18 protein-coding genes and 1 pseudogene are annotated in these 21810 nt (G+C 70.6%); 13 read left to right on the top strand and 6 right to left on the bottom strand.

Annotation, left to right across the window (positions count from 1 at the left end; all coding sequences use genetic code 11):
- Positions 1 to 2: 2 nt before the first annotated feature.
- The 3 genes and pseudogenes from moaC to lexA all read left to right on the top strand — a co-directional run bounded on the left by moaC (position 3) and on the right by lexA (position 2589).
- Positions 3 to 484, top strand: a pseudogene (moaC, locus tag ACF3NH_RS15340) (cyclic pyranopterin monophosphate synthase MoaC).
- Positions 481 to 1689: a molybdopterin molybdotransferase MoeA gene (locus ACF3NH_RS15335; RefSeq protein ID WP_422923930.1), complete on the top strand. Its 1209-nt coding sequence runs from the start codon at positions 481 to 483 to the stop codon at positions 1687 to 1689. The pseudogene moaC and the gene ACF3NH_RS15335 overlap by 4 nt, the downstream one beginning before the upstream one ends.
- 150 nt (positions 1690 to 1839) lie before the next feature.
- A complete protein-coding gene (gene lexA / locus ACF3NH_RS15330) occupies positions 1840 to 2589 on the top strand; it encodes a transcriptional repressor LexA (RefSeq protein ID WP_422923928.1) in 750 nt (249 codons plus the stop codon).
- On the opposite strand, the gene ACF3NH_RS15325 is transcribed toward lexA, so the two are convergent.
- A complete protein-coding gene (locus ACF3NH_RS15325) occupies positions 2546 to 4705 on the bottom strand; it encodes a ComEC/Rec2 family competence protein (protein ID WP_422923926.1) in 2160 nt (719 codons plus the stop codon). The two genes, lexA and ACF3NH_RS15325, sit on opposite strands and share 44 nt — an antisense overlap.
- 159 nt (positions 4706 to 4864) lie before the next feature.
- Here ACF3NH_RS15325 and gltX point away from each other — a divergent pair, with 159 nt between their 5' ends.
- Positions 4865 to 6271: a glutamate--tRNA ligase gene (gene gltX, locus ACF3NH_RS15320; protein ID WP_422923924.1), complete on the top strand. Its 1407-nt coding sequence runs from the start codon at positions 4865 to 4867 to the stop codon at positions 6269 to 6271.
- A 65-nt stretch (positions 6272 to 6336) separates the two neighbouring features.
- Complete coding sequence (locus tag ACF3NH_RS15315) at positions 6337 to 7059, top strand: DUF6065 family protein (protein ID WP_198367825.1); 723 nt, start codon at positions 6337 to 6339, stop codon at positions 7057 to 7059.
- Positions 7060 to 7063: 4 nt separating this feature from the next.
- Here the strand turns inward: ACF3NH_RS15315 and ACF3NH_RS15310 are convergent, their stop codons facing one another.
- Together ACF3NH_RS15310 and ACF3NH_RS15305 are read right to left on the bottom strand one after the other, a co-directional pair.
- Positions 7064 to 8407, bottom strand: a complete 1344-nt coding sequence (locus tag ACF3NH_RS15310; protein ID WP_370592065.1) for an ATP-binding protein — start codon at positions 8405 to 8407, stop codon at positions 7064 to 7066.
- 46 nt (positions 8408 to 8453) lie between these two features.
- Positions 8454 to 9230, bottom strand: a complete 777-nt coding sequence (locus ACF3NH_RS15305; protein WP_198367756.1) for a response regulator — start codon at positions 9228 to 9230, stop codon at positions 8454 to 8456.
- A 146-nt stretch (positions 9231 to 9376) separates the two neighbouring features.
- Between ACF3NH_RS15305 and ACF3NH_RS15300 the strand changes: the two genes are divergently transcribed.
- The 6 genes from ACF3NH_RS15300 to ACF3NH_RS15275 all read left to right on the top strand — a co-directional run bounded on the left by ACF3NH_RS15300 (position 9377) and on the right by ACF3NH_RS15275 (position 15916).
- Positions 9377 to 10021 (top strand): DNA-3-methyladenine glycosylase family protein, encoded by a 645-nt coding sequence (locus ACF3NH_RS15300; protein ID WP_198367755.1) that lies wholly within the window; start codon positions 9377 to 9379, stop codon positions 10019 to 10021.
- A gap of 62 nt (positions 10022 to 10083) precedes the next feature.
- Entirely contained in the window at positions 10084 to 11265 is a 1182-nt protein-coding gene (locus ACF3NH_RS15295; protein ID WP_422923920.1) for an aminotransferase, read from the top strand.
- A gap of 95 nt (positions 11266 to 11360) precedes the next feature.
- Positions 11361 to 12611 (top strand): ABC transporter substrate-binding protein, encoded by a 1251-nt coding sequence (locus tag ACF3NH_RS15290; protein WP_422923918.1) that lies wholly within the window; start codon positions 11361 to 11363, stop codon positions 12609 to 12611.
- 7 nt (positions 12612 to 12618) lie between these two features.
- Positions 12619 to 14469 (top strand): ABC transporter permease, encoded by a 1851-nt coding sequence (locus tag ACF3NH_RS15285; protein ID WP_422923916.1) that lies wholly within the window; start codon positions 12619 to 12621, stop codon positions 14467 to 14469.
- On the top strand, positions 14466 to 15215 hold the full coding sequence (locus ACF3NH_RS15280) for an ABC transporter ATP-binding protein (RefSeq protein WP_198367751.1): 750 nt from the start codon (positions 14466 to 14468) through the stop codon (positions 15213 to 15215). The genes ACF3NH_RS15285 and ACF3NH_RS15280 overlap by 4 nt, the downstream gene beginning before the upstream one ends.
- On the top strand, positions 15215 to 15916 hold the full coding sequence (locus ACF3NH_RS15275) for an ABC transporter ATP-binding protein (protein ID WP_198367750.1): 702 nt from the start codon (positions 15215 to 15217) through the stop codon (positions 15914 to 15916). Before ACF3NH_RS15280 ends, ACF3NH_RS15275 begins: the two co-directional genes overlap by 1 nt.
- Before the next feature lie 11 nt (positions 15917 to 15927).
- Here ACF3NH_RS15275 and ACF3NH_RS15270 read toward each other — a convergent pair whose 3' ends face one another.
- From ACF3NH_RS15270 to ACF3NH_RS15260, 3 genes are all read right to left on the bottom strand, one after another.
- Positions 15928 to 16077, bottom strand: a complete 150-nt coding sequence (locus ACF3NH_RS15270) for a hypothetical protein (RefSeq protein ID WP_198367749.1) — start codon at positions 16075 to 16077, stop codon at positions 15928 to 15930.
- A gap of 228 nt (positions 16078 to 16305) precedes the next feature.
- The gene (locus tag ACF3NH_RS15265; RefSeq protein WP_422923913.1) at positions 16306 to 17631 is read right to left on the bottom strand and encodes an aspartate aminotransferase family protein; all 1326 of its coding nucleotides are present in this window, start codon (positions 17629 to 17631) and stop codon (positions 16306 to 16308) included.
- Positions 17628 to 18656 carry a phosphotransferase gene (locus ACF3NH_RS15260; RefSeq protein WP_422923911.1) on the bottom strand — a complete coding sequence of 343 codons (1029 nt, stop codon included), beginning with the start codon at positions 18654 to 18656 and terminating at the stop codon, positions 17628 to 17630. Before ACF3NH_RS15260 ends, ACF3NH_RS15265 begins: the two co-directional genes overlap by 4 nt.
- Positions 18657 to 19004: 348 nt before the next feature.
- On the opposite strand from ACF3NH_RS15260, the gene ACF3NH_RS15255 reads away from it, so the two are divergent.
- Together ACF3NH_RS15255 and ACF3NH_RS15250 are read left to right on the top strand one after the other, a co-directional pair.
- Complete coding sequence (locus tag ACF3NH_RS15255) at positions 19005 to 20474, top strand: sensor histidine kinase (protein ID WP_422923909.1); 1470 nt, start codon at positions 19005 to 19007, stop codon at positions 20472 to 20474.
- Positions 20471 to 21784, top strand: a complete 1314-nt coding sequence (locus tag ACF3NH_RS15250) for a sigma-54-dependent transcriptional regulator (RefSeq protein WP_422923907.1) — start codon at positions 20471 to 20473, stop codon at positions 21782 to 21784. The genes ACF3NH_RS15255 and ACF3NH_RS15250 overlap by 4 nt, the downstream gene beginning before the upstream one ends.
- Positions 21785 to 21810: the final 26 nt, after the last annotated feature.

Here is a 21810-nt window from a genome sequence, read left to right as displayed (position 1 = left end):
TGCTGCCCCCGCCCGCCCTGACCCATTTCGACCAGGAGGGCCGGGCCGTCATGGTCGATGTCTCGGCAAGCCCGACACCGTGCGGATCGCTCTCGCGCGCGGCTGCGTCCGGATGGCCGCCGAGACCCTGGCCGCCATCGGCGCGGGCAGGATGAGCAAGGGCGACGTGCTGGGCGTGGCCCGTCTGGCCGGGATCATGGCCGCAAAGCGGACGGCCGACCTGATCCCCCTCTGCCACCCGCTGGCCCTGTCCTCGGTGCGGATCGACTTGCGGCCCGAGGGCGAGACGAGCCTGCTGATCGAGGCGGAGGTCAAGACCACCGGCCCGACGGGCGTGGAGATGGAGGCGCTGACGGCGGTGAGCGTCGCGGCCCTTACGGTCTATGACATGTGCAAGGCGATCGACCGGGGCATGACCATCGAGGGCATCGGCCTGCTGCGAAAGGAAGGCGGCCGGTCGGGGCGCTGGGAGGCCGCGCCGTGATCTCGGTCGAGGAGGCGCGGGGCCGCATCCTGGCCGGCCTGCGGCCGACGGGTGCGGAAACGGTGGCGCTGGCCGAGGGCTGGGGCCGCGTGCTGGCGGCGGCGGTCATCGCCCGGCTGACCCAGCCGCCGGCCGATGTCTCCGCCATGGACGGCTACGCCCTGCGGGCCGCGGATGCGCGGGACGGCGGCGTGCTGCGGGTGATCGGCGCGGCGCCGGCCGGGCATCCCTATCAGGGCAGGATCGGACCCGGCGAGGCGATCCGCATCTTCACCGGCGGTCTGCTGCCCCCCGGCGCCGATACCATCCTGTTGCAGGAGGATGCGGAGGTCCTGGACGGCCAGGTGCGGATGCGCGAAGCGCCCCGGAAGGGCCGGTGGATTCGCGAGGCGGGGCTGGATTTCCGCACCGGCGATGTCCTCCTGACGCCCGGCCGTCGCCTTTCCGCGCGGGATATCGGACTCGCGGCGGCATCGAATCACGCCTGGCTCACGGTGCATCGGGCACCGCGCATCGCCATCCTGGCGACGGGAGACGAGATCGTGCTGCCGGGCGAGCCGGTGCCGGCGGGTGGGATTGTCTCATCCAATGCCCATGCCCTCGCCGCGCTGGTCCGCGCCGGCGGTGGAGCACCGCTGATCCTGCCCATCGCCGGGGATGATCGCGAGGCCATCGGCCGGGCGGCTGTCGATGCCGCCAGGGTTTGCGACATCCTGGTCACCACCGGGGGAGCCAGCGTCGGCGAGCATGACCTGATCCAGCCCGCCCTGGAGCCCCACGGCTTCCGCCTCGACTTCTGGAAGATCGCCATGCGGCCAGGCAAGCCGCTCATCTGGGGCCATCTGGCGGGCACGCCGCTGCTGGGGCTTCCGGGAAATCCGGTCTCGGCCATTGTCTGCGCGCTGCTGTTCCTGTGGCCGGCGACGATGGTCCTGTCCGGCCTGCCGGCGGCCGCCCCTCCCTTCCGGATGGCCATGCTGGCGGGCGACCTTCCCGCGAATGACCGGCGCGAGGACTATATGCGCGCGGATCTGTCCCGCGACGGGGAAGGCCGGTTGATCGCGCGGGCGGCATCGCGGCAGGACAGTTCCATGCTGCGAACCCTCTCCGCCTCCGGCGGCCTGCTGCGGCGCCCGCCGCATGCGCCGGCCCTGCAAGCCGGCGCGATGGTCGAGGTGCTGGTGCTGGACGAGTTCGGGATCTGAGCCGGGCAACTGCGCGGCTCCTTCAGAAATTCAGCCAAGCCTCGGATTTCAGGGCATTTGCCCGTTGACCGCGAATGCGGAACTTTCGTAGAACATCGTGGACGGTCGCGCTTTGTTCGCTGCCGCCCCACTGGTTCCGGGAGCCGCCCTATGCTGACGCGCAAGCAGCACGAGTTGCTGATGTTCATCGACCGGCATCTCCGGGACACCGGCTTCTCTCCCTCTTTCGAGGAGATGAAGGAGGCCCTCAAGCTGCGCTCCAAATCGGGGATCCACCGCCTGATCACGGCCCTGGAGGAACGTGGCTTCCTGCGGCGGCGCGCCCACCGCGCGCGTGCCCTTGAGGTCATTCGCCTTCCCGAGAGCGCGATGGCTGGACCGCGCATGGCGGCCGAACCCGCTGCGGCGCGGGCGGAGGCGCCGCGCCCGGCCTTCTCGCCCCCGGCCTTCTCACCCAATGTCATCCGCGGCAATTTCGCCTCTAATCTGCCCGGCGTCCCGCGCGCCCCTGACGCGGCCGCGGTGCACCTGCCACTCTATGGCCGCATCGCCGCCGGCCAGCCGATCGAGGCCCTGCGCGACCAGGGGACCAGTGTCGAGGTGCCCACCGCCCTGCTCGGGAACGGCGAGCACTATGCTCTGGAGGTCGCTGGTGATTCGATGGAGGGGGCCGGCATCCTGGATGGCGACACGGTCATCATCCGCCGTGACGAGACGGCCGATAGCGGATCCATCGTGGTGGCCCTGGTCGACGACGCCGAGGTGACGTTGAAGCGGCTCCGGCGCAAGGGCAACTCGATCGCGCTCGAAGCCGCCAATCCGCGCTACGAGACCCGTATCTTCGGACCCGACCGGGTCAAGGTCCAGGGGCGCCTGATCGGTCTGCTTCGGCGCTACTGACGCCCAGGGGCTTGTTCTCCTGGCGCCGTTCCCAGGCCGGGCGAGGCGGCCTGGGAACCCAGGGGCGGTCGCCGCGCCATTCACGGTCCGAGAGGATGCGCGCTCCACCAGGCTCCAGCCAGATGGCGTGCGATCCGTTGCGCCAGACGCTGAAGCGGTCGACGACCGGAATGCCCTCGCAGCGGCCCCGGATGGGCTCGGGGGAGATCAGTACGGCCGCCTCCTGGCCGCAAGCCGGAGCGGCTGTCACCGGCGGCGCCGTCTCGCCACGGCGGGTCCGGGCCGGCTTCAGCAGCAACGCCGCCCTGCTTCCTTCCCGCGGCTGAAACCGGCAGATCAGGCCGGCGCATGGCAGGAGCGCGTCATCACCGGCGGTTTTGTCGGAATAGGGCTCGGCTTCGTCCTCTCCCCAGCCCCGAAGCCAGCTGTCACGGATGAAATTCGACGCCCCGCTGGCACGGTGCAGGACGACGGCTCCATCGGTACGAAAGGCGATGAGGCGGGCATCGGCGGAAACCAGCACGTCCGGCGGCGCGGTCCAGAAGGAAGCGCACAGGCCGGTGGCGATCAGCGGAAGGCCAAGGCAGCGCCAGCCGCTCCGCCACAGGCACAACCAGATCATGCCGAAACTCGTCAGGGCCAGGGCCCAGGCCGGCATGGGGCGGGCCAGGAGAGCCGCGCCTGGCCAGCTGGCGACCGTGCGCGCGACCCACAGCACGACCTCCACGCCCCATCCCATCACCGCCAGCGGCCAGCTTTCGAGATGCAGCGGCATCAGCGCGGCCGCGGCCAGGGCGGCGGGCATGATGAGAAAGGAGGTCACCGGCACGGCGAGCATGTTGGCGACGACGCCATAGAGCTGGATGCGGCCGAAATGGAACAGGCCGAAGGGCAGCGTGGCCAGCGTCGCCAGAACCGAGGTCAGCACCGAGCCCATGAGAATCAGAAGGGGTCGTCGCCACCATTCGGCGCTGCGTCGCCAGCGGGTCATCCAGCCGGCCGTCGCTTCCGCACCCGCGACCAGGGCCATGACCGCGGCGAAGCTCATCTGGAAGGAGGGGCCCAGCACGGCCGCCGGCTGGATCAGCATCACCGCCACGGCCCCGAGCGCCAGGGCCCGCATGGAGAAGACGCGGCGGCCCAGCAGGACGGCCAGCGTCATCAGGGCCGCCGAGGCGAAGCTGCGCTGCATCGGAACCTGGAACCCCGTCAGGGCCAGATAGCCCAGGCCCAGCAGGAGGGCGGCCGGCGCCGCCAGCAGCCTGCCGTCATGGCGCAGCGCGAGCCAGGGCCAGAACGCGATGGCACAGCGGGCCACGCCGAATCCCAGCCCCATCACAATGGCGATGTGCAGGCCCGACACCGACAGCAGATGGGCCAGACCGGAGTCCCGCATCGCCGCCATGGCATCCGGTGCGATGGCGCTCTGTCCTCCCGTGATCAGGGCCGCCGCGATGGCGCCCACGGACCCCGGCAAGGCGGTGGCCACCCGCTGCTCCATGCTGGCCCGCAGGGTGGCGAAGACCGGTGCCCGATCCGCCTCCTGCAGCCGCTCCGCCGAACCGATGGCGAAGCCCGAGCCGCCCAGGCCCGAGAAGTAGGCGTCGCGCTGGAAGTCCCAGGCCCCCGGATAGGCGGGGGCGGAAGGGGCGCGCAGCAGGGCCCGCACCCGCAGCCGGTCCCCTGGGGAGGGGTGGAGGGGATCGTCCTTCCGCAGCCGCAGGCGGATGTCGCGCGGCAGGGTCCCTGGCCCTTCATCCAGCATCACGCCGGAGAGGGTGATACGAAGTCCTTGCGGCAGGGTCTGCACGGTCTCGACACTGCCCGTGACGATGACCGCCCTGCCGGGGAGCGTGAGGGGCGCCGGAAGCGCGCTGGCGTGCCAGGCCGGGACGGCATAGCCCGTGGTGATCATGAGACCCAGGGCGGCGGGCCATGCCCAGGCCGGATGCCGCCGGAGGGCAAGCAGGAGAAGCGCCACAAGGGGCGGCAGCAGGAGAACGGCCCGCGCGGGCTCCGTGGACCGCGCGAAATAGCCGACGATACCGGCCCCCATGCCCACCGGCAGCCAGAGGGGGAAGGCGCGCCACTCCTGCTGAAGGATGACGGCGAGCATGTTCATCCCGCGCGCGAGCAGGCCTGGCCGGAGCCGATCGGAGTCCGGGCCGGGCAGGATTTCGGGATTAAGATCTAGCGCCATTCTTCAACCATGGCGCGCACTCTACAGCGGAAGGCGGCGGTGCTAGAAGGACGGCCTGAAGGAATTGACCGAGCCATGACCGTACGCACCCGTTTCGCCCCTTCCCCGACCGGGTATCTGCACATCGGGGGAGCCCGCACCGCTCTCTTCAACTTCCTCTTTGCCCGCCATCACGGCGGCCAGTACCTCTTGCGCATCGAGGACACGGATCGTCAGCGCTCCACCCCGGAGGCCGTCCGGCAGATCCTGGAGAGCCTGGACTGGCTGGGCCTGCAGCCCGACGAGCCTCCCGTGATGCAGACCGCGCGGGAAGCCCGGCATGCCGAGGTGGCGCGCATGCTGCTGGCGGCCGGCAAGGCCTATCAGTGCTTCTGCACGCCGGAGGAGCTGGCGCAGATGCGGGAGAAGGCCGCCGCCGAGGGCCGCCCGCCTCGCTATGATGGCCGCTGGCGCGACCGCGACCCGGCCGAGGCGCCGGCCGGCGTCCGGCCCGTCATTCGCGTCAAGGCGCCGCGCGAGGGCGAGACGGTGATCCAGGACCTGGTCCAGGGCGAGGTCCGGGTGCAGAACAGCGAGCTGGATGACATGATCATCCTGCGCTCCGACGGAACGCCGACCTATCTGCACGCCGTCGTCGTCGACGACCATGACATGGACATCACCCATGTCATCCGGGGTGACGACCACCTGACCAATACCTTCCGCCAGGTCATGGTCTATGACGCCATGGGCTGGCGCCGGCCGCACTTCGCCCATATTCCGCTGATCCATGGCGCCGATGGCGCCAAGCTGTCCAAGCGGCATGGCGCCGTGGGGGCGCTGGAGTTCCGGGATCAGGGCTTCCTGCCGGAGGCGGTCTGCAACTACCTGCTGCGCCTGGGATGGGGCCATGGCGACGAGGAGTTCGTGCCCCGGGAACGGGCCATCGCGCTCTTCGACCTGAAGGATGTCGGCCGCGCGCCGAGCCGGATGGACTATGCCAAGCTGACGCATCTGAACGCCCAGTATCTGCGGCAGATGGACGCCGGGGCCGTGGCCGGCAAGGTGCTGGAGATCCTCGCGCACCGGCCCTCGATCAGCTTCGGCACCGAAGGCGCCGAGCGCGTCCGCCTGCTGATGCCCGATATCCTCCCGCGCGCCCGCACCCTGGTCGAGGCGGCCGACATGGCGGCCTTCGCCGTCGCCAGCCAGCCGCTGACGATGGAAGCCAAGGCCGCGGCATTGCTGACCGACGAGGCGAAGGCGCGGCTGAAGGATCTCGCGATCTTCCTCACCGATGCGCCCTGGGAGCGCGCCGACCTGGACAAGTGGCTGCGGGACTATGCCGAGGTGAAGGGCCTCAAGCTCGGCGCCGTGGCGCAGCCGCTGCGCGCGGCGCTGACCGGCAGCACGCAGTCTCCGCCCATCGACGCGGTGCTCCTCGCGCTGGGCCGCGCGGAATCCGTCTCCCGCATGCTGGCGGCGGCGGGCGACGAGGGCTGAGACGGCACAGGGATACCGGATCTTAAGCCGGGGCGATCCATCCTGCGGGCATGTCCGTGAACGAGATGCCCCGCAGGCTCATCGCCTACCAGACAGGCCCCGCCCTCCCGGGCCTGCGCCCCGCCTCCGCCCGGCGGGGCTGGATGGACGAGACCCCGAATGGCTTCGCCTACCGCTGCCTGCCCATGACCGTGGCCAATGCCCATGGCTGGGAGGTCATCGGCGACACGGCCTTCGAGGCGTGGTGGAATGGCGGAAGCCGCAAGACCGACATCGTCATTCGCCCGCTGGGCGGTGGCGCCATCCGGCCGATGAGCCATTTCGGTTCGGGCATCCTCACCTTTCCCATCGATGCCCTGCTGCGCACGGAGCCTGGGATCGGCCTCTGGGTGTCGGGGCCTCCAAACAGCCCGAAGGATGGCATCATGCCATTGTCGGGGCTGGTCGAGACCGACTGGGCACCGATGACCTTCACCATGAACTGGCGTTTCACCCGGCCTGACCATGTCATCCGCTTCGAGGCCGGTGAGGCGATCTGCTTCTTCTTCCCGCTCGATCGTGGGCTGATCGGCCGGCACCAGCCGCAAAGCCGCCCCATCACCGAGGACGCCGCGCTGGAGGCGGCTCATCGAGGATGGCGGCAGGGCCGCCGCGCCTTCAACGAGGCGCTTCACGAGGAAGGCAGCCCCGAGCGGGCGAAGGGTTGGCAGAAGGATTATCATCGTGCGCCGGGCATTGCCGACCACATGACCAAGCCTCGGGTACTGCCCTTCCCGCCCCTTCCCTAGAGTGTCAGGCCGGCAATGTCACCAGGGCGGTGATGCCGCCCGTGGCGCGGTTGCTGAGCACCACGTCGCCGCCGTGGGCGCGGAGGATATTGCGCGCGATGGGCAGGCCGAGGCCTGTGCCACCGGTCTCCCGGTTCCGGCTCACCTCCAACCGGCGGAACGGCTGGAACACCGCCTCCAGCGATTCGGGCGGAATGCCGGGCCCCTCGTCCTCGACGCGGAGATGGAGGGTTCCGGTCTCACTTGGCGCCTCAAGCCGGATGCAAGCCGTCGCTCCGTAGTTCAGCGCATTTCCGACAAGATTGGCGAGAGCGCGCTTGAGGGCGATCGGCCGGCCGCGGATCCGCAGGCGCTCGGGCCCTTCGTAGCGGATGGCCTCGGGCGGCAGTTCCGGCCTGGCGTCGGCGGCCTCGTCGAGCACGGTGCGGCAGAGCGCCGCGAGATCGAGCGGCACCGAGGGCTCGGCCGTGGCCTCGTCCCTCGCGAAGGCCAGGGTTTCGTTGACCATGGATTCCATCTCGTCCAGGTCGGCCAGCATCTTCCGGCGCTGCTCGTCATCCTCCAGGAACTCCGCCCGCAGCCGGAGCCGGGTGATCGGGGTCCGCAGATCATGCCCCATGGCGGCCAGCATCTGGGTCCGGTCGCTGACGAAGCGGCGGATCCGCTCGGCCATGGTGTTGAAGGCGCGCGCCGCGGTGGCCACCTCCAGCGGCCCCTCCTCCGGGAGGGGCGGCGCGTTCACGTCGCGGCCGAGGGCCTCGGCGGCCCGCGCCAGCGCCGAGACAGGGCGGGTCAGGCGGCGCGTGGCGATCAGGATCAGGGCCAGCGCGGCGCCGGTCATCAGGAAGAAGGCGACCAGGAAGGTTTGCGAATGCCAGGGCCGGGGCGGCGGAACGGCCATGCGAAGATTGAGCCAGGGCCCGTCCGGCAGTTGCAGGGAGAGCAGAAGGCTGCCGGGCCGGCTGCCCCCCGCCACCTTCACATCCACGGGGCGGGTGACACGGGCGGCGCCGATGATGAACTGCGGCTGGAACAGTTCCAGGGAGGCGGCCGAAGGGCGGGGCATCCCCAGCCGAACGGCCGGCATGGCCGAAAGCTCGACCTGAAGGCCCACGGGCAGGTCCAGATCGCTGAGCACGGCCTCGCGCAGCATCGGCGGCGACAGCATCGCCGCCCTCCAGGCACCCCCGGCCCGCGCGGTGATCTCCCGCGACAGCGCGAAACGCTGAAGATCGACGCGATCGAGGGCATGGATCGTCAGGCCGGCCGCCTGCACCGCCATCAGGGCCAGCGTCAGGAAGAAGGCGGTCCGGCCCGCCAGGCTGCGGGGCAGCAGACGGCGGATCACCCCGGACTCTCGGAGCCGGGACTCGCAGGTCCGGGGCGGGGCCGGATCAACGGGCCATGTCCAGATCGCCCGTCGGCGCCGGGCTGTTCTCCATCCCGCGGTCGCCCAGCTTCTCGACGGTCGCCGCCAGGACATATCCGCCACCGCGCACGGTCTTGATCAGGCTCGGATTGCGTCCGTCATCCTCCAGCTTCCGGCGGAGCCGCGAGACGGCGACATCGATGGCGCGGTCGAACGGCCCTGCCTGACGACCGCGCAGCAGGTCCATCAGCATATCGCGGGTGAGCACCCGGTTCGGCCGCTCCACCAGGACCATCAGCAGCTCGTACTCGCCACCGGTCAACGAGACTTCCACGCCGTCCTGGTTCAGCAGGCGGCGGCGCGCCGGTTCCAGGGTCCAGCCGGCGAAGCGGATGGCCTTGGCCGGCGGCTCCTGCTGCCCCAGGCCCTCGCCGCTGGCGCGGCGCAACACGGCCCGGATGCGCGCCAGCAGTTCGCGCGGATTGAACGGCTTGGCCACATAATCGTCGGCGCCGAGCTCGAGGCCGACAATGCGGTCCGTCTCCTCGCTCATCGCCGTCAGCATGACGATCGGAACATCGCTCTGGCTTCGCAGCCAGCGCGCGAAGTCGAGACCTGATTCGCCCGGCAGCATCAGGTCCAGCACCACCAGATGGTACCGCCCGAGCGGCCAGAGCCGGCGGGCTTCCCGGGCATCGCGGGCGGCGGTCACACGGCAGGACTGCCGCTCGAGGAACTTCGAGAGGAGGTCGCGGATCTCCCGATCGTCATCGACGACCAGGATATGCGGAGGCGGTTCCATGACTTCGACCATAACCGTGATATGGCAACGCTGCCTGGCTGTCATGTTACAGGCTTTTTCCGGCCGGCGCTCTGTTGCGCTTCGTTTCACTTCGTCGGCGGGATGCGTATTCCCAGGCGCCGGCTGTCATCCATCGGAGGGATGCCATGAGTGTGACCCCGATTCCGCCCTGGGCGCGGAGCGGCATCGCCGAGCTGTGCCGCCGGGATCCCGCCTTCCTGCGAGTCGAGGCCGAAGCAGGGCCACTGGTCTGGCGAACGCGCCCGCGGGGCTTCGCCGGCCTCGTGCGCACCCTTTTCGGGCAGCAGATCAGCCACAGGGCCGCCGGCGCCATCTGGTGCCGCTACGCGGCACTCCCGAAGTCCCTGGACCCGGAAGGCTCTCTCCAACTGAATGACGAGCAGCTGCGCGCCGCCGGATTGTCGCGCAACAAGGTGGCGCACCTGCGCAGCCTGGCGGCTGCCTGCCTGTCCGGCAGCCTGCGTCTGGATGCCCTTCCGGCCATGGCGGATGACGTGGCGCTGGCTCATCTCGCGGCGCAACGCGGTCTGGGACCATGGACGGCGCAGGTCTACCTGCTGTTCGCCGAGCAGCGGGCGGACATCTTCCCCTACGGAGATGTCGCCCTGGCGGCCAGCCTTCAGCACCTCAGGGGCCTCCCGGACCGTCCCGCCTCCAGGCAGTTGCTGGTTCTCTCCGGGGAATGGACGCCCTGGCGTTCCCTGGCGGCGCGGCTGCTCTGGCAGCACTGGCGGCATGCGCTGGGGCGCCCTCTCGCCGACGCGGATTGATCGCCGGGAAGCGCTCGGGGCGGGTTTGCGGAAGGCCGGGGCCGTGACACTCTAGACGGACCATGCCAAGCCCAAGCCTGTCGCCGCGCGTCGGCGCCACCGCAGCGCCGCCTATTCCCGCAGCCCGCTCCTGGGCCGCGCGCTATTCCGGCGGCGCCGGCCCCGCCATCGACCTGACTCAGGCGGTGCCGGGCTATCCGCCTCCCGATGCCCTGTTGGAGCGGCTGGCCCACGCCGCTGGCGACGCCACCTTCGCAGGCTACGGCCCGATCGACGGGGAGCCGGCCTTGCGGGAGGCTCTGGCGGAGGATCTGTCCCGCTTCTACGGCGCCCCCCTCGGGGCCGGCTCCGTCGCCATCACCGCGGGCTGCAACCTCGCCTTCACCATGGTCATGACCGTCCTGGCCGGCACCGGCGAGGCGGTGATGCTCCCGACACCCTGGTACTTCAATCACCGGATGGCCCTGGAACTCCTCGGCATCGCCGCGCAGCCTTTCGAGACACGGGCCGAGGATGGCTTCGTGCCCGATTCCGAACGGCTGGAGGCCGCGCTGACGCCGCGGACGCGTGCCGTGGTGCTGGTCTCGCCGAACAATCCCACGGGCGCCGTGTATCCGCCGGAGATCATCGCGCGCATCGCGGGAATGTGCCGGAGGCGGGGCATCTGGCTGGTGATCGACGAGACCTATCGGGACTTTCTGCCCTCCGGCGCCGCACCGCATGCGCTGTTCCATGACCCCGACTGGCAGGATGGGATGGTGCATCTCTATTCCTTCGCCAAATCCTATTGCATTCCGGGACATCGGGTGGGGGCGATTGTCGGCGGGGGCGCCTTCCGGGAGCAGCTCCTGAAGCTGCTCGACACCTTCCAGATCTGCGCGCCGCGTGCCGCGCAGTCCGCGCTCAGCTGGGCCGTGCCGGCGCTGACCGATTGGCGCGCGGGCAACCGGCGCCTGATGGCCCACCGCGCGGAAGCCTTCCGCCAGGCCATGGCGGGCCTCCCGGACTGGCGCATCGATGCGCAGGGCGCCTACTTCGCCTATCTCCGCCTGCCAGAACACGGCCCGGACGCCATGGCCGTGGCCGAGACGCTGGCTGCCGAACGAGGCCTGCTGACGCTCCCCGGCCCTTTCTTCGGACCTGGCCAGTCACGACACCTGCGGGTCGCCTTCGCCAATGCGGGCGAGCCCAGCCTCGCCGCGGTTCCGGGACGTCTCGGGATGAAAGATCCTCCGGTAGCCTAAGAGAGAGAGATCGCGATGCCCGCGTGCGGGCATCCATCGCGGACATCGAGAGCAGAAGCGCCAGATACCGGCGACTGTCCAGAGGAATGGAGATCATGCACCGTTTCACCGCCCGCACGCCCCGGTCAGGGGTCGCCGTCCCCCGCCGGCCGCTCCTGGCGGCCATGGCGCTGGGAGGCCTGGCCTCTCCCGGCATCCTTCGCGCGCAGACCGCCGCCATCCGTATCGGCGAGATCAATTCCTATACCGCCCAGCCGGCCTTCCTCGGCCCCTATCGCAATGGCTGGCTGCTGGCGCAGGAACAGGTCAATGCCAATGGCGGCATCCATGGCCGCCCGCTGGAGACCGTGTTCCGCGACGATGCCGGCAAGCCGGAGGACGCCGTGCGCATGGCTGGCGAGTTGGTGAGTTCCGAGCGGGTGGCGCTGCTGGCGGGCGGCTATCTTTCCAATGTCGGGCTGGCCCTCGCGGATTTCGCCCTGCAGAACAAGACGCTCTATGCCGCGAGCGAGCCCCTGACCGATGCCCTCGTCTGGTCGAAGGGCAACCGCTACACATTCCGGCTGCGGCCCAGCACCTATATGCAGGCCGCCATGCTGGTGGAGGAAGCGGCCAAGCTTCCGATCAGGCGCTGGGCGACCATCGCGCCCAACTACGAGTACGGGCAATCCGCGGTCCGCTGGTTCCGCGAGTTGCTGTCCCGGAAGCGGCCGGATGTGGAGTTCGTCGGCGAGCAGTTCCCGGCGCTCGGCCGCATCGAGGCCGGCTCGACCGTGCAGGCCCTGGAGCGGATGCGGCCGGAGGGCATCTTCAACGTCACCTTCTCCACCGACCTGCTGAACTTCGTTCGCCAGGGCAACACCCGCGGCCTTTTCGAAGGGCGGAGCGTGGCCTCCATGCTCAGCGGCGAGCCCGAGTATCTCGAGCCGCTGGGCGAGGAATGCCCGGACGGATGGATCGTCACCGGCTATCCGCGGGACGACCTCGACAATCCGGTCCATGTCGCCCTGCGCGAGGCCTATCGCGCCCGGTTCGGCGATCTTCCCCGCTGCGGGTCGATCGTCGGCTACGATACGGTCCAGGCCATCGCCGCCATGCTGCGGAAGGCCGGCGGCACCGAGACGGAGGCCATGGTCGAGGCGTTCCGGGGCATCCGCTACCAGACCGGCTATGGCACGGGCGAGGTGGAGTTCCGCGCGCTGGACCATCAGGCCACGCTGGGTGCCTTCGTCGGCCGCACCAAGCTGGAGGGGCGGCGCGGCAAGATGGTGGACTGGCACTATGCCGACGGCGCCCGCTACCTGCCGGATGACGAGCAGGTGAAGGCCTGGCGCCCACAGGGGTAGCGGCGCGGTGGAAGCCCTGGCCCTCCAGGCGCTGAACGGCCTGGCCAGCGCCTCATCGCTCTTCCTGGTCTCGGCCGGGCTCACGATCATCTTCGGCGTCAGCCGGATCGTGAACTTCGCCCATGGCAGCTTCTACATGCTCGGCGCCTACCTGGCCTGGACGCTGACCAGCCAGGGTCCGCTGGCCGAATGGGGCGGCTTCTGGGGCTTCTGGGGCGCGGTGCTGCTGGCCGCCCTGGCGGTCGGGGTGATCGGCGCCGCGGCGGAGGTGCTGGTCCTGCGCCGCGTCTATCAGGCGCCGGAGCTGTTCCAGTTGCTGGCGACCTTCGCCCTTGTCCTAGTGGTGCAGGACCTCGCGCTGCTGCTCTGGGGCGCGGAGGACAAGTTCGGCCCGCGCGCGCCGCTGCTGCGGGGCGCGGTGGAGATCCTCGGCCTGCGCTTTCCTCGCTATGAGCTTTTCATGATCGTCGTCGGACCGGTGGTGCTCGGCCTGCTCTGGCTGCTCCTGCACCGGACGCGCTTCGGCATCCTGCTGCGCGCGGCGACGCAGGACCGCGAGATGGTGGCGGCGCTGGGTGTCGATCAGCGCCGGCTCTTCACAGGTGTGTTCTTCCTGGGCGCGGCCCTGGCCGGGCTGGCCGGCGCGCTGCAACTGCCGCGCGAGGCCGTGACCCTGCACATGGACATGGCCATCATCGTCGAGGCTTTCGTGGTCGTCGTCGTCGGTGGGCTGGGCAGCCTGCCCGGCGCCTTCCTGGCCGCGCTGCTGATCGGCGAACTGCACGCCTTCGGCATCCTGGCCTTTCCGCGCATCACCCTTGTGCTGGTCTTCCTGGTGATGGCGGCCGTGCTGGTCCTGCGCCCCTATGGCCTGCTGGGCAGGCGGCCCTCCGGCCTCCAGCCCGCCGCGCCAATGGCCGCGCCGCTTCCCCCGCCCTCTGGCAGGCGGCAGCGGGTCCTGGTGACACTCCCCGCCGCCGTGGTCCTGCTGCTGCTGCCTCCCTTTCTCGGCGACTACGCCCGCATCCTGCTCACCGACTTCGCCGTCTTCATCCTCTTCGCCGCCAGCCTGCACTTCATCATGGGCCCGGGGGGCATGGCGAGCTTCGGACATGCGGCCTATTTCGGCGCTGGCGCCTACGCGGCGGCCCTGCTGGCGCGGCACATGGGCGCGCCGATGGAGGTCGGCCTCGCCCTGGCGCCCTTCGCCGCCGGGCTGGTCGGGCTGCTCTTCGGCTGGCTCTGCGTGCGGCTCAGCGGGGTCTATGCCGCCATGCTCACCCTGGCCCTGGCGCAGATCGCCTGGAGCATCGCCTTCCAATGGGTCGAGGTGACGGGGGGCGACAACGGCATCCTGGGCGTCTGGCCCAGTGACTGGGCCAAGGACCGGCTGAGCTTCTGGTATCTCGCCCTGCTCCTCTGCGGCCTCGGGACCTGGCTCCTGCGCCGCGCGATCCGCGCGCCCTTCGGCCTGGCCCTGCGCGCGCAACGGGACTCGCCCCTGCGCGCGGAGGCCGTCGGCCTCGACGGCTTCCGCCTCCGCTGGCTGGGTTTCGCCCTCGCGGCGGCCATGGCCGGGCTGGCCGGAGCGGTCTTCGCCTATGGCAAGGGGAGCGTCTTCCCCTCGTTCCTGGGCATCCCGCGCAGTGTCGACGCCCTCGTCATGGTGCTGCTCGGCGGTGTGCAGACCCTCAGTGGGCCGATCCTGGGGGCCGTCGCCTATATCGGCCTGCAGGACCAGCTGGCCCGCGTCACCGATCTGTGGCGCCTGCTGCTGGGGCTCGTCATCCTGGCCCTGGTGCTGTTCTTTCCGCGCGGCCTGGCGGGCGCGATCGCGCGGCCGGAGCCAAGGGCATGAGGCCGGTGCTGGAGGCGGCCGGGCTGACCAAGCGCTGGGGCGGTATCCAGGCCGTGGACGGTGTGTCCTTCGCCCTCGCGCCGGGCGAGATCCTGGCGCTGATCGGGCCCAATGGCGCGGGCAAGTCCACCTGCTTCAACATGCTGAACGGCCAGATCCGCCCGGATGGCGGGCGGGTGCTGCTGCGGGGCCAGGATGTCACGGGGCTGCCGCCGCGGCGGATCTGGCGCCTCGGCGTCGGCCGCACCTTCCAGGTCACCGCGACCTTCGCCTCCATGAGCGTGCTGGACAATGTGCGGCTGGTGCTGCTCTCGCACCACCGGCGGCTGTTCCGGTTCTGGCGGCCGGCCTCCGATCTGTTCGGGCAGGAGGCTCTGGCGCTGCTGGAGCGTGTCGGCATGGCCGGGCAGGCCGGGCGGATCAGCGGCATCCTCGCCTATGGCGACCTCAAGCGGCTCGAGCTGGCCATGGCGCTGGCGCATGCGCCGAGCCTTCTGCTGATGGACGAACCCACCGCCGGCATGGCACCCGCCGACCGGCTGGAGATGATGGCGCAGATGGTCGGGGTCGCGCGCCGATCCGGGATCGCCGTCCTGTTCACAGAGCACGACATGGATGTGGTCTTCGCCCATGCCGATCGCCTGCTGGTCCTGGATCGTGGCCGGCTGATCGCCGAGGGGCCGCCCGAGGCCGTGCGCCGGGACCCGCTGGTGCGGGACGTCTATCTGGGGCAAGGCCTCGGCTGATGCTGGAGGTCGCGCAACTCCACGCCCATTACGGGCGGGCCCATATCCTGCACGGGCTGTCCTTCCACGTCGGCGAGGGCGAGGTGGTCTGCCTGCTCGGCCGTAACGGCGCCGGCAAGAGCACCAGCCTGAAGGCCGTCATGGGCCTGCTCCGCCCCAGCACCGGCCGGGTCCGCTTCCGGGGGCAGGAGCTGGCCGGGAAGCCCCCCCATGCCATCGCCCGGTCCGGCCTAGGCTACGTGCCCGAGGAGCGCCGCATCTTCGCGGAACTGACGGTGCTGGAGAATCTGGAGGTCGGGCGCAGGCCCGCCGCGCCGGGCCTGCGGCCCTGGACCGTGGAGCGGCTTTTCGAGCTTTTCCCGAGCCTGGCGGCCCTGCGCCACCGCCCTGGCGGCCGGATGAGCGGCGGGGAACAACAGATGCTCACCATCGCCCGCACCCTGATGGGCAATCCGAGCCTGCTCCTGCTGGACGAGCCCTCGGAAGGACTGGCCCCCGTGGTGGTGGAGCGCATCGCCGCCACGCTGCAGGCCCTGAAGGCTGAGGGGCTTTCGATCCTGCTCTCGGAGCAGAACCTGGCCTTTGCCGGGGCCGTCGCCGACAGGGCCTATATCCTGGAGACGGGACATATCCGCCACGAAGGCCCGATGCGCGAGATCATGGCCGATACCGGCCTGCGCGCCCGCTACCTTTCCGTCTGAGCCACGGCGCCCTACAGCAGCCAGATGGCCAGGCCGGCGGCGAACCAGCCCGCCGTCATTCCGAGAACGGTGCCCAGCATGATCTCCCGCGCCAGCGCCAAGCCGCGCCAGCGTGGCGCCGGGAAGGACGCGGACAGGGTTCGCCACCCTGTCCGCGCCATGCCGGGCGGCCCGGCTCTTCGCCGCCGGACATGCCAGGACGGGGAGACGCCGGTGGGGGACCACCGGCGGTTCCTGGTGAGCGGAGCGGCGGGAGAGAGGAACGGCATCGGCATGGGCTGATGCGAACATAGAGGGAACATGAAGGCAAGCACGAACTGCCCGGCCTTCGATCACATGTGAACAAACCATAAACTGGGCAAGGATCGCTCGTCGCCCCTTTCCCGGCCTCAGCCCGCTGTCACCTCCCCCAGCGCCGCATCGACCGCCTCCAGGAAGCGCTCCGCATGGTCCTGCCGGAAGACCAAGGGGGGGCGGATCTTGAGCACGTTCGCGGCCGGGCCGGCGGCGCTGATCAGCACGCGCCGCTCTCGCAGGGCGTTCACCAGCCGCGCCGTCTCGGCCGTGGCGGGGGTCTTGCGATCGCGGTCGCTGACCAATTCGACGCCGACGAAGAGGCCCGCCCCGCGGACATCGCCGATCAGCGCGTGGCGCCGGGCCAGTTGCCGCAGGCCATCCTGGAGGAAGGCGCCGGTGCGGCCGGCATTCTCGACCAGCCCCTCCGCCTCGATGACCTCCAGCACGGCCTGGCCGACCGCGCAGGAGACGGGATTACCGCCGAAGGTGTTGAAATAGCGTGTCTGCTCACCGAAGCGGCGCAGCACCTCGGGCCTTGCCACCATGGCGGCGATCGGGTGGCCATTGCCCATGGGCTTGCCCATGGTGACGAGATCGGGAACCAGGCCGTGGCGCTGGAAGCCCCACATGCCGGTGCCGGTGCGGCCGAAGCCGGGCTGGACCTCGTCGGCGATGAACAGCCCCCCGGCCTCACGGATCGCGGCGACGGCCGGCGCCAGAAAACCGGCGGGCTCGGCGAAAACGCCGTCGCTGGAGAAGATCGTATCCACCAGCAGCGCCGCCGGGGTGATGCCATGGGCGCGCATGTCCGCGATGGCGGCCCGGACATGGGCGGCGAGCGCCTCGCCCACATCCTGCCCGGAAGAACGGTAGAGATCCGGCGCCGGAACGGTCCGGACATTGGCGCCGAGGGTGATGCTCTTGCCGAGCGAGGGCGACATCTCGGAGATCGCCACCGTCACACCATGATAGGCCAGCTCGGTGACGATGAAGCCGGTGCCGCCGGTAAAGCTGCGCGCCACGCGATAGGCGAGGTCGTTCGCCTCGCTGCCGGTGCAGGTGAACATGACCTGCGACAGTTCCGGCGGGAAGTGGCCGAGCAGCCTGTCGGCGTATTCCAGGATGCCGTCGTTCAGGTACCGGGTGTGCGTGTTCAGCGTCGCCGCCTGCCGGGTCAGCGCCGCCACGACATGCGGGTGGCAATGCCCGACGCTGGCCACGTTGTTGTAGACGTCGAGATAGGCATTGCCGTCGGGATCATAGAGCCAGACCCCCTCGCCGCGGACCAGATGCACCGGATTGGCGTAGAACAGCCTGTAGGCCGGGCCGAGCAGGCGCTCCCGCCGCGCGATCATCTCCTTCTCCCGCGCGGGGATGCTGTTCGAGGCGCGCGCGTCATAGGCATTGATCATGCTCATGGGGTGTCCAGCCTTTCGCGGAGATAGAGCCGTGCCTCGTCCGGCGGCAGGGCGCCCAGGCGACGCAGGCCGGAGAGGCTTCGCGCGTAGTTGCGCAGGATGTAGTCGGCATTGGCGGGCTGCCGCGTGGCGCGCCAGCCGCTGATCGCCACCGAAACCACCAGCCGCGTGGCGATCAGGTCGGGCAGCACGTCGATCTCCTCCGGCACCAGCGGCAGGAGGGCATGATAGGCGGCGGCGAGCTGGGCCGGCGCCTCCAGGGGATGGCCTTCCGACGTGATCTGATAGGCGGCCGCCGTGGCCAGGTCCTGCACCAGCGGCGCCCGGACCATGTCGCCGAAGTCGATGATCCCCGCGATGCGGTCGTCCGCCCGCTCCTCGGTCAGGATGTTGTGCGGGTTGAAGTCGTTGTGGATGACCTGTGCCCGCAGCCGTGGCAGCCGCGGCAGCGCGCGCTGCTCGAAGCGGTCGAGCATGGCCGCGGCCAGGCCGCGATCGCCGATCTGCGGCAGGTGCCGGATCAGCGGACGCAGGCGCGCGGCCCGCTGGATGTCCCACATCAGCGGATGGCTTTCCGACGGGTGACGAAAGCCGCCGAGGCCCAGGTCCAGCCGGGCCAGGCATTCGCCGATGGCGCGTCGCTGCGCGGCGCCCGGTGGCGCCAGGTGCAGGGGGCGGCCGGGCAGGTAATCCAGCAGCCGCAATCGGCGCGGCGGCGCTCCTTCCTCCTCCCACAGCGCCTCGGCGGCAGCTCCCGAGAGCGGCCTGTGCAGGCGGGGCACCGGCAGGTCCGGCGCCGCTTGCGCGAGATGCAGCAAGGCACGGCTCTGGAAATCGGAGACGCCGGGATCCTCGGCGGGGTGGATGACACGCAACACGTACTCGGCGCCCGCCCTGTCCCGAAGATGGAAGTTGCGGTCCCTTTCACCACTGAGGGGCCGGGCCTCGGCTTCGAGGCCATAGAAGCGCGCCACCAGGGCTTCGGCCTGCTCTCCGGACACTTCCGGTGCGGTGGAGTCCAGCAAAGCTCCCAGTTCTTCCGCTGCTGTCACAACCACCTCCTCGCTTCTGCGGGCCGCCATGATGCGCCTTGCGAGGGCGGGCGCCAATCCGGGGCGCCCATCGGGGCGCCCATCGGGACGCCGGTTCGGAATTCCGAACGGCGGACAGGGCCCATGATCGCCGATCCGAACGCCGCGATGATGTGCTTGAAAAGAGTTTTCGCAATTTCAATTGACTAGGATGACGAACCCAACTGGCAAGCCGCTTGCAGAAGGCCGGGCATGCGCCTGTCGCCTTGTCCCCGCCATCGCCTGCCCGGCCGCTCTTCCCCGAGAGCGGGATGGCTCGCGCCGGCCTGGGTGATGATGGCCATGCGTCCTCCGCAGTCCCCCGCCACCGGACCCGCCCCTTCCCGGGACGACGCCCGCGCCCTTCCCTCACCGCGCCGGCGCTGGACCATCGCTGTCCGCCTGCCCGTGCTGGTGGGGCTGGTCGTCTTCATCTCCTCGGTCAGTACGACCCACCTGGCCATCCATGTCATGGAAGGCGAGCTGGACCGCGAGGTGGAGCGGCTGGCGGATGTCTATATCGACAGCCTGTCCGGCGTCGCCCTGCCGCCGCTCCGGGCCGGTGACTTCGCCGCGCTGGAGGCCACGCTGGAGCGCGGCATGGGCTTTCAGCGTGGCGTCAGCGACCTTGCCATCGTCGTCGCCGACCCGAACGGCCTGACGCTGGCCCGCGCCGGCCAGCCGATCGGCCAGCCGCCCATGGCCTACGGCGTGATCGGCGTTCACTGGTCTCTTAACGAGCGCGGCGACATGGCCTGGGCCCAGAGGGAGTTGCTGGAGGATGGGCAGGTGGTGGCCCTGGTTGCCGCGCAGATCGCCTTTCCGGAGCAGGCCGAGCGGCGCCGGGGGCTGACCCTTGTCCTGATGCTGGTCGATCTCCTGCTGGCCGCCGTCGCCGCCCTGCTGGCCATCTTCTTCTCACGCCACCTGATGCGACCCTTCCTGGCCGTGACGGCGGCGCTCGACCGCGCGGCCGCCGGACACTTCGATTCCCTTCCGCTCAACGCGCGGGACAGCGAGGCCAGCCGGCTGGCCTCGGCCTTCAACCTCATGGTCCGCCGCCTGCGCGAGCGCGAGGAGCTGGCGACCCGCCTGGCCGAACGGGAACGCGCCGCCGTGCTGGGCCGCCTGGCGGCCAGCGTGGCCCATGAGGTCCGCAATCCCCTGGCCGGCATGTTGACGGCGCTCGACACCATACGCCGGTTCGGCGAGGCGCCGGCGCCACGCGAACGGGCTGTCGATCTGGTCGAGCGTGGCCTGCGGCAGATCGAGGCGGTGGTGCGCACCACCCTGGCGACGCACCGCCAGGGAGAGACCGGCCGCCCGCTCTCGGCGGAGGATCTCGAGGATCTCAAGCTCCTGATCATGCCGGAAGCCCGCCGTGGCGGCGTGCAGCTCGGCTGGCGGATCGATCTGCCCGCGGCCTTTCCGACGGATGCTCTCCGCCTCCGCCAGCTTCTGCTGAACCTGCTGCTGAACGCCGTGGCCGCGACACCGCCGGGCCGGCGGGTGCTTTTGGAGGTGCGGCAGGAGGCGGCGGCGCTGGTTCTCTCGATCGAGGACGAGGCCGGCGGCCTGCCCGAGGAGGCCGGGCGCCGGCTGTCCGGACGCGCCGGCGAGGGCGGCGAGGCCCGCCAGGACGGCGGCGGCCTCGGCCTGGACATCGCGGCGGAGCTGGCCGCCGCCCTGGGAGCGCGCATCGACATCGTGCCGCTGCAACGCGGCAGCCGCATCACCGTCCGGATCCCGCCGCGGGAGGAGAACGAGCCATGACCGCCACCCCCCGTTCCGTCGTGCTGATCGAGGACGATGCCGTCCTTGGTGAATCGCTCCAGCAACGCCTGACGCTGGAGGGCGTGGAGACACGCTGGGCGCGCAGCGCGCGGGAGGGCGAGGCCATCCTCCGCCGCCACCGCCCCAGCCTGATCGTCTGCGACATCCGCCTTCCCGACGGCAATGGCGAGGAACTGCTGACCCGGCTGATGCCGGAGCTGGGCGGCACGCCGATCATCGTCGTCACCGCCTTCGGGGACGTGGCCCAGGCGGTGCGGTTGTTGCGCGCCGGGGCGGACGACTACGTGGAGAAGCCCTTCCCGGCGCAGCTGCTGATCGACAAGCTCGCCAGCTATGCGAGCTGGGTGCCGCCCCAGGCACCGCGCAGCGACGGCGCGGGCTGGCGCTCGCCGGCCATGCAGACGCTCCGCCGCCATCTGCTGAAGCTCGCCCGCGTCGATACGACCGTGCTGCTGGGCGGCGAGAGCGGCGCGGGCAAGGAGGTCGCCGCGCGGCACCTGCATGAGGCCGGCCCGCGCGCCGCGGCGCCCTTCATGGCGGTGAACTGCGCGGCGCTGCCGGCGGACCTGCTGGAGAGTCAGATCTTCGGCCATGAGCGAGGCGCCTTCACCGGCGCCCTGGATCGCCAGCCCGGCATGGCGGAGCGGGCCGGTGACGGCACCCTCTTCCTCGACGAGGTGGCCGAACTGGGGCCGGCCTCCCAGGCCAAGCTGCTGCGCCTGCTGCAGGAGCGCCGCTTCACCCGCCTGGGTGGCCGGGAGGAGCAGAAGCTCGGGGCGCGGATCGTCGCCGCCAGCAACGCGGATCTGCGCGCCCGTGTGGCCGAGGGCCGCTTCCGGGAGGATCTCTACTACCGGCTCGCCGTGGTGGAGCTCACCGTGCCTCCCCTTCGGCAGCGGCCGGAGGATCTCGGCGAACTCGCGGCGCATTTCCTGCAGCACTTCGCCTCGGCGCTGGGCCGCGAGGAGCCGCAGATGGGCGCCGAGATCTTCGACGCCCTGATGGCGCATGAATGGCCGGGCAATGTGCGCGAGCTGCGCAACCGCATCGAGCGCGCCATGGTCCTGTCCGAGGGGCCGCGCCTGCAGCCGGGGGATCTCTTCCCCGAGCGCCAGCCGCGCGAGGCCCCACCCCTTTCCCTGTCCGAGGCCCGGGATGCCGCCGAGCGGGAGCACATCCGCCGGATGCTGACCCGCAGCGGCAACCGCGTCGGCGACGCCGCGCAGTTGCTCGGCATCTCCCGCACCACCCTCTGGGAGCGGATGAAACGGCTCGGACTCAAGGGCTGACTGTCACGAGAACACCCTGGGAGGGT

Origin of the sequence: Pseudoroseomonas sp. WGS1072 (genome assembly GCF_049340465.1) — a bacterium.
GTDB lineage: Bacteria > Pseudomonadota > Alphaproteobacteria > Acetobacterales > Acetobacteraceae > Pseudoroseomonas.
This window is presented reverse-complemented; position numbering and strand designations above follow the sequence as displayed.